The organism is Lactiplantibacillus plajomi (genome assembly GCF_005405405.1).
GTDB classification, from domain to species: domain Bacteria; phylum Bacillota; class Bacilli; order Lactobacillales; family Lactobacillaceae; genus Lactiplantibacillus; species Lactiplantibacillus plajomi.
In genome coordinates, this window is record NZ_BJDZ01000004.1 from 76,201 (window position 1) to 92,583 (window position 16,383).

The window sequence follows — 16,383 nt, forward strand, 5'->3', positions numbered from 1 at the left end:
CCCCTAATAGAAAAATGACGTTAACGCGATGCCCATCCCGATGGCGCAGGCGGATAGTACCGCTTCGATTGCACGGGCTGGTCCGCTGAGTAGGTTGCCCGTCATGGTGTCGCGCACGGCGTTGGTAATGGCCACTCCCGGAACCAGCGGCATGACCGCCCCAATAATAATCGCGTCGGCGTGGTAACCGCTGTGGGTGAGTAAACCGCCAACCAACGTGATCAGCCCAATGATGAGTGCGCCGATGAATTCACTCAAAAAGCGAATCGATCCCAGCCGACTGACCTGGTCGTAACTGACAAATCCGAGTGTTCCAGCCAGTGCGCAGGTAATTAGGTCAACCGGTGTTGCGTGACCAGTAAAAGCCACCATTAAGGTCACACTAACGACCGCCGCGGCCACGGCCAGCCAGCTAAGTGGGAAGGTCGGCACGGCCCGTTCCACGTGTGCGAGGCGGCGTGCAAATTCGGTTAGGTCGATTGCACGCTCGGCAAATTGCCGTGATAGCGTATTGACCTGGTCCACCTTTTCTAAGTCCATGCCACGGCGATGAATGGCCCGGACCTGGCTAGTGGCGGTTGCGGGTAACGAAACCGTAATACCGGTTAACAGGACGAAAATCTGCGCGTCGGGGTAACCGGCGTTGGTGGCGATTCGGTGCATGGTGTCTTCGACCCGTTCGATTTCGGCGCCATTTTCCAATAAAATGGCGCCGGCCAGCAAAGTTGTTTGTAAAACGAGTGCGGGTTGTGCCGTCAAGGCGCCCACCGCCTTTCTTGTTCTTAGTATTCACCTATTTTCGCACGAAACGCTAACGACGTCACTACTTTGGAACAGAATGTTTGACGCCGCCCCCCGCACTAAGGGTAAAATTGGACTATCAATAAGCGTTTAGTTTGCAACTGACTAGGAGGAAATTTGAATGACGGCTTTAACAAAATTAACCGATACTTATAGTTTAAATAATGGCACTAAGATTCCCATCGTCGGTTTTGGAACTTGGCAAACGCCGGACGGGCAAGTTGCGTACGACTCGGTCTTAGCAGCGTTGAAGGCTGGCTACCGCCACATTGACACGGCGGCCGCGTACGGTAACGAAGAAAGTGTTGGCAAGGCGATTGCTGACAGTGGCGTTGCCCGTGAAGACTTATTCGTTACCACTAAGTTGTGGAACGCCGATCACGGTTACGAAGCGGCAAAAGCGGCTTTGAAGACTTCATTAAAGAAGTTGGGCTTAGACTACGTTGACCTTTACCTGATTCACTGGCCGAATCCTGCTGCAATGCGTGATAATTGGGAACAGCTCAACGCGGATACTTGGCGCGCCATGGAAGAAGCTTACGCTGACCGCAAAGCCCGGGCAATCGGGGTGTCAAACTTCCGGCCGAAACACTTGGACGCCCTGTTAAAGACGGCCAAGGTCGTTCCCGCGGTTAACCAGATTTTCTTAAATCCGAGTGATACTGAAGACGAAGTGGTCGCCTACAACCGCGATCACGGCATTCTTTCCGAAGCGTACAGTCCGCTTGGCACCGGTAAAATCTTTGGTATTCCGGAACTGAAGACGGTGGCTGATAAGTATCATAAGAGCGTCGCCCAAGTCGTCTTACGCTGGTCGCTCCAACGCGGCTTTTTACCGCTACCAAAGTCGGTTCACGCTGACCGAATCCAACAAAATACCGAATTATTCGACTTCGAATTAAGCGACGCCGACATGCAAGTCATCAACGGCTTACACGGCGCGGCTGGTTTAGCCAATGATCCGGATAAGGTTGATTTCTAACAAAGCTAATTTGAAAGCTCTCTACGGGGGGCTTTTTTTGTTGGGATGAATGCTTAAATCAAATCTTTGAAATATTTTCACGTTGAAAATTTCAAAATAAATTTTTAAAAATAAAACCGTCCCAACAGTTTGGAAAGTTGTTTTTTAACAAGCACCTTTTCAAACGCGGATTGACGAGCCGGATTGTATAAATTTGGTTATTGTTGCAGTAAAAAAGTTATCAAGATTATGATGATAATCTACATATGAATGCCATTAGTACGTGACAAACTAATTTGGGTTTGTTATGTTTTGTACATTCCAACAAAGGGGGAGACAATGCGAATTTACTTAACTATTTAAAAAGGTGGGTAATTGTTGGTACAGTGGGGTCATCATCTGAAAGAAATCTAGCAAGGCACAGTAGAAAAGCAGTTGAAATAACCTATAAGGTGGGTACATATTAGTCATGTTTTCCTATTTAAAAAAACATAAAGTTATTAGAAGGCTATTTTACGTATTTCTTGTTATTGGCGTTTGCTTAATCGGTGTGTTCGTGAAAACTAACATGGAGCTAAGTCGCGCTAAGGCAGCGATGGGAATCATGTTAAAAGAAAACAACTATGTCCAGCGCATCCCCAGAAGTAAAATAATGAAATCAGAATCTGGCCCTTTCAGTGGAATTGTGTGGTATGAATATACCTTCTCTAACGCGCAAACTTTAGCTGAAAGCAAGAAATATCTAAAAAAAATCAAGCGTTCTGATTCAAACCTAACGCTTAAAAATTGTCCAATCGTCTATCGCGTGATACTTCGACCACCAACCAAGTCATTCAAGCGATGGACGGGTCAAATTTATCTAGATACTAATCGAAAGGATAGCGCTTATGGTCGCTCATATGATATTCAGTTGTTAAATGATCGATCTTCACGGGTTTTAAATTGATGGGGGTCATGTACGTTATCATTTAAAATAAGTGACCGCTAACTTGGGATTAAACAATTAGCATGCCGTGCCGCCGTTCGTCTGGTTACCACGCCGAACGCTTGATGCAATAAGTAAATTGAAATTGTCACAATAAACAATAATGCGCGTCCCGATTTTTCGGGACGCGCATTTTGTATTAATATTCAACGTTAAAGTTGGTCGGTTGAACGGCGTTGACCACCGGATGAGTGGCGAAGTACTCGGCAATCAAGACCGTCATGTCGGTAGGCAGGCGGCGGTCGATTTTCTCGGTGGTGTACATCGGGTAGTTGCCACCACCACCGGCGCGGTAGTGGTTGAGCGTGACCGTCAGCCGTTGTTCGGGTGCCACGGGCTTACCGTGGTAGTCGAGGCGGACGACCCGTTGACCGATGGGGCGGGTTAGATCGAAGGTGTAGTCGATGCCACTGTAAATGTCGTAGACGTAGTGCCGGAGTTTCGGGTGTAAGAACTCCGGGTTGACGCTAACGCGGCCGTTGACCAATAAAAAGTAGCTGGCACAACGCTCCAAGGCCCCCCTTAGATCGGTACCGCTAATGGTTTCGACGGCGAGCTTGTTGGGATAAACGTAGCTGTTCATGACTTCGCGCATGGTAACGTGCGGTTTGAGCCCCGGAACGTCGTCGTTAAAAAGCGCCGTGGCGGCGATGTCGGTACCGGTCGCGGCCATTTCCACGCGGTTAATGAAGTCGATGTACGGGTGGTTATGCAAGCGGGCGTCGAGGTGGTCGTGAACCAGCATGTTACCGTTGATATAGCCGAGCGGGGTGTCGAGCCAGTCTTCCATTTTTTGATTAATGGGGTCCACTTGCGCCATGACTCGTGAATCCGGCGCGGCGTCTTTGACGCTGAGGACGGCGGGCGTGCGGTGGGTCACTTGGTGGTTAGCGTCAAGTTCTAAAGTAATCACGCCAACGTTACTGCCCTTCATGCCGGGTTGGGTAACCGGGACGCCGTGAACGGTGACGGCGAGTGTGCGGTGCTGGTGGCCGGTAATTAGGGCGTCGATACCCGGAACTTCGGCGAGTAATGCTGAACCACGGTTTTCACCGTTTAAGCGTTCGGTGACGGCATCGGTCTCCGGATCACGTTCGAGGCCACCATGGTAGGCGACGACCACGACGTCTGCTAGTTCGCGGAGCTTAGGCACCCAGCGTTTGGCGCAGGTGACCACGTCTTCGAAGTGTAGGCCAGCAATGTTTTTGGGTTGTTCCCAGTGGCTGACGAACTGGGTGGTCATGCCGAGAATGGCGACCTTGACGCCGGCGCGTTCGAGAATCGTGTACGGTTTTGAGAAGAGTGTCCGTTGTTGATCGTCGTGGATGTTGGCGGTCAGTAGCGGGTAGTTACGGCTGGATTCACACAGGTCGAGGTAGTCGAGCCCGTAGTTGAATTCGTGGTTGCCGAGGACCCCGGCAGCGACGTGGTTACAATCCGCTAGGCGGGAAAATAACGGCGCGGCTTCGCGGTGTCGGCGGGCGATGAAGTAGGTCAGTGGCGAACCCTGAACGTAGTCACCGTTTTCGATGACGATCGGCCACACCTGGTCGTCGTCGCGGGCGGTCAGGCGGGCAATTACCGTGGCGGCCCGACTGAGGCTAAAGGGCGCAACGTGGTCTCGGCGGCTATAATTGGTTGGGGCTAAGTAGCCGTGCACGTCACTCGTTGAAATTAATTTGATTTGCATATCGCCCAGCCTCCAGTTAATATTTATCCTCTATTATAACAATCTTTCGCAGCTTTAACCGTTTTGGACGTAGAATGCACGAAAAAAATCGTTAAGTTGGTTAACGAAGTTCCGCCGGCGTGTTAGGTTGGGCCGCGGGTCTTCAAACCTTCTTCATAATTTGGGCAAAGAACGACTAAAATTATGCGCTATCATTAGATAAGAACAATTGTAACCATAATCGAATACGGAGGAGATGCCATGCAGAATAATAACACGACATTGAAACTTACCCCCAAGTCCGGTTTAACAACCAGGGAAATCGCGACCCGAACGACCAAGTACGGTCCTAACGAATTGGTCGCTGCCCGTCCGGTTCCCCTGTGGCAAAAAATTTGGCGCCATATGAGTGACGTCTCGTCACTAGTTCTGCTATTTGCGGTGGGGTTGGCGACGTACTTAGCAATCGCCCAAAATGGTGGTTGGACCAAGACCATCGTCATCGGGACGATTTTAATCATTAACGTGGTGATTGGCTTGTACCAGGAAGCGTCGGCGGAAAAGTCGTTGGCAGCGTTAAAGTCGATGAGTTTGCCCACCGCTAACGTCCGGCGTAACGACGACGTACAGACCGTTGATGCGACCGCCATCGTCCCCGGCGACTTGGTCCTGCTAAAAGCGGGTGACCAGGTGCCGGCCGACGCGGTTGTTTTAGAAAGTACCAACTTAGCCGTTGACGAAGCCGTTTTGACTGGTGAAAGTGAAGCGGTTGAAAAACGCCCGTACGTGACGGGCGCCCCCGTCGCGGAACAACAAGTTTACTCGGGGACGGCGGTGACGGCCGGAACGGCGTTGATCCAGGTCGTTACGACCGGGATGGCGACCGAGTTAGGCCAAATTGCCGGTCTACTGAATAAAACGAAGCAGCGAGCGACCCCGTTACAGGGCCGGTTGAACCGGTTATCCAGCTGGTTAACGACCTTTGCCGTGCTGGGTGGCATGACAATTTTCGCCCTGAGTGTCTGGGTTCAAAATCAAGGGATCGGTGACAGCTTAATGATCGGGGTCTCGCTGGCAGTGGCCGCGGTGCCCGAAACGTTGCCCATTATCGTAACGATTAGTTTATCACACGGAGTGCGGCGGATGGCGGACCGCAACGCAATTATGCGGCGGGTCAGTGCCGTTGAAACGATCGGAAGTGTTGACGTGATTGCGTCCGATAAGACCGGAACGTTGACGCAAAATCAAATGACGATCACTAAGTTGTGGACACCCACGACCGGGGTCCTGGCGGCGGATACGCCGTTAACCAGTGGTAGTCGCGAACTAATGCGCTACTTGGGGTTGGCGACCAACGCTGAAATCAACCAGGTCGACGGTGAGGAACAAGCCATCGGTGACGCAACTGAACTGGCCGCGGTCCGCTGGCTAGCAGACCACCAACAAAGTCGGGCGGGCTTGGAACGGGACGCCCCGCGAATTGCCGAAGACCCGTTTGATTCAACTAAGAAAATGATGACGACGGTACACCGGCTGGCGGATGGCCGCCAGTTAGTCATCGTGAAGGGGGCTTGGGACCGGCTGCCATTTCGGGCGGACCTACCGAGCTTGAAGGCCGGACAGCGGGCCCACGACGCCTTTGGTCAGGCCGCGTTACGGGTCTTGGCGGTCGGCTACCGGGTCTTAGCAGCGGATGCGGATATCAGTGACTGGGACGCCGTCAACCGCGACTTGCAACTTGCCGGGATCGTCGGCTTGATCGACCCGCCGCGGCCGGAAGTTGTCGCGGCTATCCGCGATGCTAAGCAGGCGGGGATTAAGCCAATTATGATTACCGGTGACCACCTCGTCACGGCGACGGCGATTGCCGAGGAAATCGGAATTTTGACCGCCGGCGACGTGGCCGTGAGTGGTGACCAGCTCCGGGAAATGTCCGACGCAACTTTACGTGAGCAAATTGAACAAATCGCCGTTTACGCCCGGGTATCGCCGAGTGATAAGATTCGGATCGTCCAGGCTTGGCAGGCACTGGGCAAGTCGGTGGCAATGACCGGGGACGGGGTCAACGACGCGCCGGCACTGAAAGCCGCCGACGTCGGGATTGCCATGGGGATTACCGGGACCGAAGTGTCGAAGGAAGCCGCCGACATGGTCTTAACGGACGATAACTTTGCGACCATCATCGCCGCCGTTAAAGAGGGGCGGACGGTTTACCAAAACATTATCAAGGCCGTGGAATTCTTGGTCGGCGTGAACTTCGCCCAGATTTTCCTAATGGTCGGCGCGGTCCTCTTTGGTTGGGGCGCCCCGTTGTTAGCGGAACAACTACTGATTATTAACGTGTTGGCGGACGGGATTCCGGGCTTCTTTATTAGTCAGGAGCCGGGCGAACCGTTGGCGATGCAACAACCACCGGTGGCTAACGATGAAAGTATCCTGGCCCGCGGGTTAGGTCAACGCTTGTTTGTGCGGGCGGCGACCTTCACGGCTTTAACACTGGGAATTTACGCGGTTGGCCGCTTTGGCTTGACCGATAACCAAGCTTCCGTTGGGATGACGATGGTCTTTCTAGTCTTGGCGTTAGGGTCAATGATCGACATTTACGCCATTAAGGATCGGCGCACCATGAGTTGGGACACCCTGACCCGTAATCCCCGCCTGAACCGTGGGTTATTAGCGGGAATTCTCGTAGTGCTGGTCATCGCGACGGTACCACCATTGCGGGCGTTCTTCAGCTTAACCGCGTTACCCGCAGTGAGCTGGGTAATCGTCTTGGCCGGTGTGTTGGTGCCAACCGTAGTCTTAGAATTAAATAAACGCTGGCAACGGCGACAACGGTATGCCGTTGAAGTGGCGGAATAGTGATGATAAATGGAAAGCTGTGACAGAGGTCACGGCTTTTTTACGTTTCCGTACGCTAATCGTCTCAACGGGCGTCAACGGTTAGCGGGTTTTTGAAGCCCCTTATTTTCATTTATCAAAAAACTGAGCTGCTGGTAATGGTAACGCTACCGGCCGTAATTAAGCCAACCTGTGAAAAGCGGACGCGCCACCTTTGATATTGGGCTTATAGCTGCCATCAAAATTTGGTAATCTTGACTCGAGATTAATACCTTGGAGGGATTACGATGAAGCTCAATAAAATGTTCACAAGTTTAGCAGCTTCGGTACTGTTGCTTAGCGTTGCGGGGTGCGGCAACGGTGCCGGAACCTACAAAGCCGGGACTTACACCGGGACTGGTCAGGGGAAAGATGGTCCGGTCAAAGTCCAAGTTACGGTTTCAAAGGATAAAATTAAGGGTGTCAAAGTGCTCAGTACGCATGATAATAAGAAACTAGCCGCCGAAGCCGAAAAGAAAGTCACTAAGGAAATCGTTAAGTATCAAACGACGAAGGTCGACGTGGTTTCCGGTGCGACCCACTCGTCTAACGGGATTATCGCCGGTGCGAAGAAGGCCCTTAAAAAGGCCGGTGCCACTGACGCCCAGTTGAATAAAGCGGCTAAAAAGCGGGCGGTTAAGGCCCAGAGTACGGATACCGACGTCGCCGTTGTCGGGGCCGGAGCAGCCGGGACAGCCGCCGCGTTAGCCGCTCGTCAAGCGGGAGCCAAAGTGGTTTTGCTTGAAAAGACGGCGTCACCGATGGGGGCCGGGACCCTTGCCGGCGGGATGTTTGCCGCTGATAGTGCGCAACAAAAGGCGCAACACAAAACCGTTTCGAAAAAGTGGTTATACGATAAGTATATGGATGCGTCGCAGGGTTATATGAATAGCGTCCTGGTCCGTAAAGTAATCGACCAGTCGGGACCGACCGTGGATTGGCTGAATAAGAACGGCGCTGACATGAAGCTTGTGGATGCCGGAACCGGTGGCAGTTACGCCCATCAGGGGGACCCGGCGACCTTGCACGGCTACCAAAAGGGCGGTACCAAGGCAATCAAAACGTTATTGAATAAGTATCAAAAGGACGGCGGTAAATTGTACTTTAGTACGCCGGCTAAGAAATTGTTAACTAATGACAAGCACCAGGTTACCGGGGTCGTGGCCACCAAGGCGGACGGAGCCAAGTTCACTGTTCACGCCAAAAAGGTCATTATCGCAACTGGTGGTTATGGTGGTAATCAGAAAATGTTGAACCGTTACTTAGGCAAACCCAATACCAAGGGGCAGGTCCTACAAAATAAGGGTGACGGCTTGAAGATGGCTTGGTCCGCCGGTGCCGGCAAGGAAGGTACGGATACGACCCACTATTTCTGGGAAACGTTTACGGATAATGAAGTGAAACACATGACCAAGTCGGTCGGGGCCAAGTATTTCATGCTAAACGCCTTCACGGCTTACCCGAACTTACGGGTCAACGTGGAAGGCCAACGGTTCAGTGACGAAACCGACGCAACGTTGTACGCGCGCCGCGGTGCTGAAATTGCGGCTCAACCGAAACAAACGGAGTACGTCGTCTTTGATACGGCCATGTTGAATAAAATTAAGGCGAAGGGGACCGTCGCCATCGAAGACCAGTTCGGTAAGTGGAAGCATAACCCGCAGTCTTACATGGAATTCAACGAGCCGTCGAACACCAAGGATAGTATCAAACAGGAGAACACCCCAACGAATTTTGAACCGCTACTCAGTAAGTTAGCGGGCAACGGGGTCGTGTTCAAGAGCGACTCGATTTCAGGCCTCGCCAAGCAAATGGGGGTTAGTCAGACGGCCTTTAAGAAGTCAGTCAACCAGTATAATGGTGCGATCAAGCAGGGGAAAGATACCCAGTTCTTTGCGAACCCGAAGCGCTTGATCAATGTTCAAACCGGACCGTACTACGCGGTCAAATACGTTGCGCGGAACTTAGGGACCCTCGGTGGGGTTCGTATCAATGATCAGATTCAAGCCACCAAGTCTAACGGTAAGGCTATCCCGAACTTGTACGTGGCGGGGGCCGACGCCGGTGGTATGTATGGTAAAATTTACGTAGACTTTGAAGGTGGTACGCTAGGATTTGCTTACACTTCCGGACGGCTTGCGGGTCTGAACGCGGCGAAAGCCGTTAACTAAAAGGTGACCTTGGGGGCAGTGACATGGATATTTATCACGTAGGTGAAGCATTAGTTCAGCGACAGTTAGTCGCCAAAAAGCGGCAAGTGAAGGGGACTTGGTTAAACTTGGCACCGGCAAACTCACTACTCACGCCAACGTTAGATGCTAAGTTAGAAAATGAAGATGGACGTCGGCACCGGCACCAAAGTCCGCGGCCAACGTTACTATACCTCTTTTCAGGAACGGCCCGGGTAACGACTCAGCAGGTACAACTGCCGTTATTGAGCGGTAACTTAGTCTTTTTAGCGGCGAACACGCCCTACCAAGTTGATGCCCTCAAAGCCGGTGACGTGTTGGTCACGCTCCACTTGCCCGCGGACCAATCGTTATTACAGCTCTTACCGGCAACGTCCGCGGGTGAGTCGGTCCCAGTGATTCAGCGGATTATTGCGGATTATCACCAGTGGCACTGCGCGCGGTTTAATGGGAATAAGATTGCGGATTCGGCGTACATTACGGAGCGGATGATTTGCGAAGTCATGGCACCCACCCAGTTTGGCGCGGCCCGGATGCCCCATTTCTTTCAATTGCTGTTGATTGAATTATTACGGCAGGCCGACTACGCCGGGGCCCCGCAAAGTTTGCCGGCCCGACACGTCACCACGACGGAACTACTCACTTATTTGGATGAAAACTATGACGTTAGTTCGCTGACGATGATGGCCCAGACGTTTGATTATAACCCGAACTACTTGTCGAACCGGTTAAAAGCGGCGACAGGTAAGTCGTTCATCCAGTTGGTGGATGATCGGCGGATGCACGTGGCCGTTAGTCTGCTGGAAAACCCGCGGATCTCGGTGGAAGAAATCGTTAACTACATTGGATATTCGTCCAAATCGTTCTTCTACAAGAAGTTCAAGCAACGGTACGGTCAGTCCCCCAGCGAACTGCGGCAACTGCTGATAACGGAACAAAAAGGAAAGTTAATCTCTTAACGGATAAAATGTTTCACGGGAAACATTTCAACGCCGAATGCTAATTGGTTAGCGTTCGGCGTTTTGGTTATAACTAAGTTGCCATCACGGCAATTGCATGACAAGGTTTGTTAGGTCAGCTTGGTTTATAATAAAGTTATCTAATTAGTGAAGACAGGGGTGGAGCAATGATGAAGTACGCAACGATTAAGGTGAACGGGTTGGATGTTTTTTACCGGGAAAGTGGTGATCGGCAAAAGCCGACTTTCGTACTGTTACACGGGTTTCCAACGGCCAGTCACATGTTTCGTCATTTAATGCCAATGCTAGAAGAAGACTTTCACGTCATTGCACCGGATCTAATCGGTTTTGGTCAGTCGGCCGCGCCGGTGCATACGGCGTTTGACTACACGTTTGACCAGTTGACTGATTACGTTGACGGTTTTTTGTGTGCGTTGAAAATTGAGCGCTTTTACCTGTACGTTTTCGATTACGGTGCACCGATCGGGTTCAACTTAGCGGTGCGTGATCCGCAACGTATTCTCGGAATCGTGAGTTAAAATGGCAATGTCTACCAAGAAGGGCTTGGTGAAAAGTGGGCGGGGCGCCAGCAGTATTGGCGGCACCCGACTAAGGCACTACGTGAACAATACCAAACCGCCTTCGCACCGGCCGCGATCATCGGCCAGTACACGGGTGGTGAGCAGGTCGGAACGGTCAGTCCCGATGGCTACACGCTAGATATTCACTACACGGAATCGCCAGACTACGCTGAACGGCAGTCGGACCTCATTTTTGATTATCAAAATAACATTGCTAATTATCCGCGGTATCAACGTTATCTGCGGGAGAACCAACCGGAGCTGATTGCGGCTTGGGGTAAGCACGACCCTAGCTTTATTTATCGGGGCGCGCAGGCGTTCTTAAAGGACGACCCAAACGCGGAGGTGCATTTGCTGGACGGTGGCCACTTCGTTTTAGAAACTCATTGGCGTACCATTGGACAGCTGATTTTGAATAAATGGGCCTAAAGTAAAAGACCACTAAGCAATCTGATGATTGCCTAGTGGTCTTTTTGAAATTAGCTTGATTAGAAAACCGGGCGTTTAGCTGGCTTAGAACGTAAGTCGTCGCAGTTATAAGCGGCAAGTTCTTTTAAGCCGTCCTTGCTAGCGTCGAAGTAGCCGGTTAAGCCTTGGGCAATCATCAAGTTCAAGTCCTTTTTAGGGTCGAACTGCACGATGAGGACCGGGGTCTTTTCAGCGACCGCGGCGCCGACTTCGAACATGGTCCCGGAGTCGGGTTCGTTGGTAGCACTGGTCATGTCGAAGTCGAGGATGGCGACAACCAGGTCCGCACGGTGAACTTGGCGCATGTCAGAAGCGTAGACGTATTGTTGCCAAGCGCGGCTACCGAACGGTTCTTCTTCGAATTGATGTTCTTCCGGAATGAAGATCCCGTCCGAGTTGATGGTCGGGTTTGCTTGCAACGCGGCCTTAACCTGTGCGATGCGTTGCTTTTGTGCGTCGTCAAAAAAAGGAGCTGCTAAATAAACGTTATTCATGAAAAGTTTTCCTTTCTGGACTACAAGTAATTGCGTGATAAGGCTATTGTAGCGGAAAAGCATTATCACTGACAACTGTTTTCAAACGTTTGCTAAAATATTAAATAGATTGTAATTTTACATAATATAATGTATAATTCTACATAATATAATGTATAAATGAGCTAGTCTTGAAATCAACTCTATTTTAAGGTAAATTATGGGGAGGCTTTTTAATGGCACCAACGGATTTAACCCGGTTTAAATTGATTCGCTGGGACGAGTTACCGACCGTCCCGGTTTACATGGATCAGCTACTGCAGCTGGTCAATAGCGCACTGGCGCCGCTGGGATTACCAGCAGTGACGAAAACGATGGTCAACAGCTACGTTAAGCAGCATTTTTTTAGCCGACCAAGTGGGCGCCGCTACACCCGCAACCACGTCGTTGCAGTGTTAGTGGTATCAATCTTAAAGGTCGACTTTAAGTTGCCGACAATCGGTAAGGCCATTCTAGCGATTCGCGATTCCCGGCAGGTCGCGGCTCGTTATCAGACCTTTTGCACGGCGTTTGAAAAGACACTGCGTGCAGAAGCGCTCCAACCAGCGACGGATACGATGGCGGTGGCGATTCAAACCGCCGCACAAACGGTGGCGTACCACTTACTAACCGTTCAAACGCTGGGTTAGTTGTATAAGAGAGAGGAATTGAAAGTATGAGCACCCGCAAAAAATGGCTGGTGGCCCTAATGACGGTTGTGACCGTTCTTATCGTTGGGGTAGCTGGCGGTAGTTTTTATTTATACCACTTCGCGTTTGAACCGACGCCGAAAGTGTTGAACCATAGTTCCAGCAAGAATAAGCAAACGTTAAAACGTAATCAAGCCTGGTTAAAGCGGGTTGATAAGCAGACTTGGCATGAGACTTCGGCGACCGATGATTTGAAATTGGTGGCCGATTACGTGCCGGCTAAGCAAAAAACGAACAAGACGATCGTTATCGCCCATGGCTACATGGGGAATAAAGAAGAAATGGCCAGTTATATCCGGTTATGGCACCGTCAGGGCTACAACGTGTTGGCCCCCGATGACCGCGGTAACGGGAAGAGTGAAGGAAACTACTACGGCTTTGGCTGGCCGGACCGGCTGGACTACGTTAAATGGACCAAGCAGGTTATTCGGCGCAACGGCCAGTCCAGTCAAATCGGACTGTTCGGCGTTTCGATGGGCGGCGCGACCGTGATGATGATGAGCGGTGAACGCTTGCCGACCCAGGTGAAGGCGATTATTGAAGATTGTGGCTATACTAGTGTTGGTGATGAACTGGGGTATGAGTTGAAACAGTTATACCACTTACCGAATTTCCCGTTACTTTACACGGCGAACTGGGTCGCACAGTCCAAGGCCCACTTCAACTTCATGACCGCTAGCTCGGTTGACCAGCTTAAGCAAAATAAATTACCGATTTTCTTCATTCACGGGGATCAGGACACCTTCGTGCCAACTAAGATGGTCTACGAGAATTATCGCGCCACCAGCGTTAAGGATAAGCAACTCTGGGTCGTCCACGGTGCTGCCCATGCGGAATCATTCACGAAGCACCCACAGTTATATACGAAAAAAGTGGCCACGTTCATGGCAAAATATCTTAAATAATCAAAAAAGGGATCTGTGACATTAGTCACAGATCCCTATGTGTTTCCGAATGTTGATAGTCGAAACGTGCGCCAAAAGTCAGCTGGCTCCGCTTAACCCCGTAAGTCCAATAATCCAAGCCCAGGATTATTCGCCTTACGCCGTTATGCTCACCAGCAAACCGACTTTTGTCACACTCTCATTTTTTGATTTTTACGGGCAAGCGGATGGCGCATGCTCGGAATAAAAATCAGGACGACAATGAAGTTCAGTAGTAGTGATAGCGCCGTAAAAATGAAGACGCCGTTATAGTTGAACCAGTTTGAAACCAGCCCGCCGAGTAGCGACCCAAGCATACTGCCCATCGCTTGGAAGGACTGGTTCCAGCTAAAAATCGTGCCGGTCAACGCTTGCGGAGTATTTTTTGACAACAGCGTTTGGACGGTCGGGAAGAGTGCCCCGTCCGAAATTCCAATCATGAAACGTAGTAGTCCTAGCGTCCAAATACTGGAGACGAACCCCTGCGGAAAGTACATCAGAATGGCGAAAACAAAACCAAAAACGAGGATGCGGTCAGTTCCGCGTGAATCCCCCAGCTGACCGAGTCGCGGGGCTGACAGAAGCGTAGAAATCCCCGGTAAAGCGGCGATGATTCCTGCCACTACGGTAATCGGCCCCACGTTGTGCATCAGCTCCTTAACGTACAAGCTAATAATTGGGGTAATCGAGTTATTCCCCATTTGAATAATCATCGTTGAGACTAGCAGCGTGATAATTAAAGTGGGATTTTTAAACTGGGATAGTAACGATCCCTGGTGTTTAACTGGTGCGTCGGTGGCTGGCTTAAAGTTCTCGTGAACTAGTGTCAGGCTGAGTACGAACACGATAAGTAACAAGACGCCGGTAATGATGAAAGTTAACCGAATCGAAAAAACCTGGGCTAGAATTCCGCCTAAAATCGGGCCTATTAAGTTGCCGGACACGTAGCCGGTCGTTAAAATGCCAATCGCGGTGCCGCTGCTTTCTTTCGGTGTTTCGGTGGCAATCAGGGCACTGGCGTTGGGGATGTAGCCGGCGCACAGCCCTTGTAAGAAGCAGAGTAGGATTAAGATCCAAATGTTGTGGACAAACCCCATTAAACCGATGACGATTGCCATTCCTAAGGAGGAGCGCAGCAACATTAATTTGCGACTGCGCCGGTCAGCTAGTTTGCCCCATAATGGCGAAACGACTGCCACCACGAAGAAGGTGACCGCGTATGTAATGCCGCTATAAATCGTTAGCTCACCCTTGGAAAAATCGCCCATTTGGCCAACGTAAAGTGACAAAAACGGCATGACTTCCGAAAAGCCCATGCCGGCAATGAACGTGCCTAACCAGAGGACAGCAAGGTTACGCCGCCATCCTTCAAGTGCGCCTTTCAATGAATTAGCCCCCTTTAATAAATATATTAATATGATTATCTTACGGCGAATCTATGGGGAACGCAACGCCGCAACTTGGGTTAACAATCGTCAACCGCGGCGGTTTGGATTACAATGGTAATGTACACAAAATTGAAGGGGTGGCACGATGTTTAAATTAGCAGATTTAGATGAAGTACTTAGTAACTTAGGCGACCACGTGGACTTTGCCACGGTTGCAAAGAAGGAGGCCGACCTCGGCGTTCAACATTTCCAATACGACGTTGCCGACGGATCGACCACGTATTTTGGCGCCAACGGCTATCTCGTTGAACGGTTATCCAACGGCTTCGGTAAACGGGTGGCTCGCGAAGAAGACCCGGCAACCGTTGAAAAGGTCGCAACCAGTTACGTTGCCGGCCAGCTCAGCTTAAAGGACGCCACTAAGCAATTGACCGCGGCCGGGTGCCAAGCTTGGACCGCCAACCTTAAGCGCCAAATCATCGATTTTAGCGGCGCTGAGGGTAAAATCTTAGCCGCCATCAAGTTCTAATTTCAAAAAACGTAACGCGTCCACTAGTGTTTCGACTAGGGGACGCGTTATTTTTATGCTGATTTATCAATCACACGAGTTCGTAAGCGCCGGCCCATTCCAGCTTTGTTGTAAGTCGCAAGCAACAGCAACTAACCACGAAACTCATTTTTAAAATAATTCCAATATGTCGGTCCGCTCCGCCTACACGAAAGCAAGGCTGCGGGCACGCTTGGCAGTCAATTCATACCCCGAATTGTCTCCCAAGACGGCCTTGTTGTAAGTTGCCCAAAAACGGCGACCAACAACAATCTCACAGCCATGTTTCGAAGGGCTCCGGGACCTGAGTAGTAGCATCTAATTTAACAGTCATTCATACATAGATTAAACAGCATTTCCTAATGTAAATCGCTCGCAAAATTTATTTTACAGATAGTACTAATATGTCGGTCCACTCCGCCGTCACGAAAGCAAGGCTGTGGGCACGCTTGGAAGCTAATTCACACCCCGAATTGTCTCCCAAGACGGCCTTGTTGTAAGTCGTCAAAATACGACGACCAACAACAATTTCACAGCCATGTTTCGAAGGGCTCCGGGACCTTGACAACGTCACTATAACTAATAACGTGACAATTTTAATGAACTAGCCACACAGTTAGTAGACAATTCATTAAACTTGGACATCTTAGCAGAAAATCAATTTGAAGCTCATCGATAACTAACTTTGATCAGTGATTATAGATGACCGGATTCAGAAATGCCGAGTTGTATAAATAGTGACCACCATTCAATAATCAATTGCCAGACTAACTCAATCAGTTCATACAAATTAACATATCATGGCCCACC

12 protein-coding genes are annotated in these 16,383 nt (G+C 50.6%); 8 read left to right on the top strand and 4 right to left on the bottom strand.

What is annotated here, in order from left to right; translation table 11 throughout:
- Positions 1–3: 3 nt before the first annotated feature.
- Positions 4–759, bottom strand: coding sequence for a threonine/serine exporter family protein (locus FFM82_RS02305; RefSeq protein WP_137644257.1), 756 nt, complete (start codon positions 757–759; stop codon positions 4–6).
- Positions 760–922: 163 nt separating this feature from the next.
- Here FFM82_RS02305 and FFM82_RS02310 point away from each other — a divergent pair, with 163 nt between their 5' ends.
- A complete protein-coding gene (locus FFM82_RS02310; RefSeq protein ID WP_137644258.1) occupies positions 923–1,783 on the top strand; it encodes an aldo/keto reductase in 861 nt (286 codons plus the stop codon).
- Between the two features lie 1,103 nt (positions 1,784–2,886).
- Here FFM82_RS02310 and FFM82_RS02320 read toward each other — a convergent pair.
- Positions 2,887–4,437 (bottom strand): bifunctional metallophosphatase/5'-nucleotidase, encoded by a 1,551-nt coding sequence (locus FFM82_RS02320; RefSeq protein ID WP_137644260.1) that lies wholly within the window; start codon positions 4,435–4,437, stop codon positions 2,887–2,889.
- A 240-nt stretch (positions 4,438–4,677) separates the two neighbouring features.
- Between FFM82_RS02320 and FFM82_RS02325 the strand changes: the two genes are divergently transcribed.
- From FFM82_RS02325 to FFM82_RS13660, 4 genes are all read left to right on the top strand, one after another.
- Entirely contained in the window at positions 4,678–7,278 is a 2,601-nt protein-coding gene (locus FFM82_RS02325) for a cation-translocating P-type ATPase (protein WP_137644261.1), read from the top strand.
- A 266-nt stretch (positions 7,279–7,544) separates the two neighbouring features.
- Positions 7,545–9,467, top strand: coding sequence for an FAD-dependent oxidoreductase (locus FFM82_RS02330; RefSeq protein ID WP_137644262.1), 1,923 nt, complete (start codon positions 7,545–7,547; stop codon positions 9,465–9,467).
- 23 nt (positions 9,468–9,490) lie between these two features.
- Positions 9,491–10,444, top strand: coding sequence for an AraC family transcriptional regulator (locus FFM82_RS02335; protein WP_137644263.1), 954 nt, complete (start codon positions 9,491–9,493; stop codon positions 10,442–10,444).
- Positions 10,445–10,611: 167 nt separating this feature from the next.
- Positions 10,612–10,983 (top strand): alpha/beta fold hydrolase, encoded by a 372-nt coding sequence (locus FFM82_RS13660; RefSeq protein WP_225425586.1) that lies wholly within the window; start codon positions 10,612–10,614, stop codon positions 10,981–10,983.
- Positions 10,984–11,513: 530 nt separating this feature from the next.
- Here FFM82_RS13660 and FFM82_RS02345 read toward each other — a convergent pair.
- Positions 11,514–11,987, bottom strand: a complete 474-nt coding sequence (locus FFM82_RS02345) for a nucleoside 2-deoxyribosyltransferase (protein ID WP_137644264.1) — start codon at positions 11,985–11,987, stop codon at positions 11,514–11,516.
- Between the two features lie 215 nt (positions 11,988–12,202).
- On the opposite strand from FFM82_RS02345, the gene FFM82_RS02350 reads away from it, so the two are divergent.
- The gene (locus tag FFM82_RS02350; protein ID WP_137644265.1) at positions 12,203–12,655 is read left to right on the top strand and encodes a DUF1836 domain-containing protein; all 453 of its coding nucleotides are present in this window, start codon (positions 12,203–12,205) and stop codon (positions 12,653–12,655) included.
- Between the two features lie 26 nt (positions 12,656–12,681).
- Entirely contained in the window at positions 12,682–13,620 is a 939-nt protein-coding gene (locus FFM82_RS02355; protein WP_137644266.1) for an alpha/beta hydrolase, read from the top strand.
- A 170-nt stretch (positions 13,621–13,790) separates the two neighbouring features.
- Here FFM82_RS02355 and FFM82_RS02360 read toward each other — a convergent pair whose 3' ends face one another.
- On the bottom strand, positions 13,791–15,023 hold the full coding sequence (locus FFM82_RS02360; RefSeq protein WP_137644267.1) for an MFS transporter: 1,233 nt from the start codon (positions 15,021–15,023) through the stop codon (positions 13,791–13,793).
- A gap of 148 nt (positions 15,024–15,171) precedes the next feature.
- On the opposite strand from FFM82_RS02360, the gene FFM82_RS02365 reads away from it, so the two are divergent.
- Positions 15,172–15,555: a DUF1398 family protein gene (locus FFM82_RS02365; protein ID WP_137644268.1), complete on the top strand. Its 384-nt coding sequence runs from the start codon at positions 15,172–15,174 to the stop codon at positions 15,553–15,555.
- The last annotated feature ends 828 nt before the right edge of the window (positions 15,556–16,383 follow it).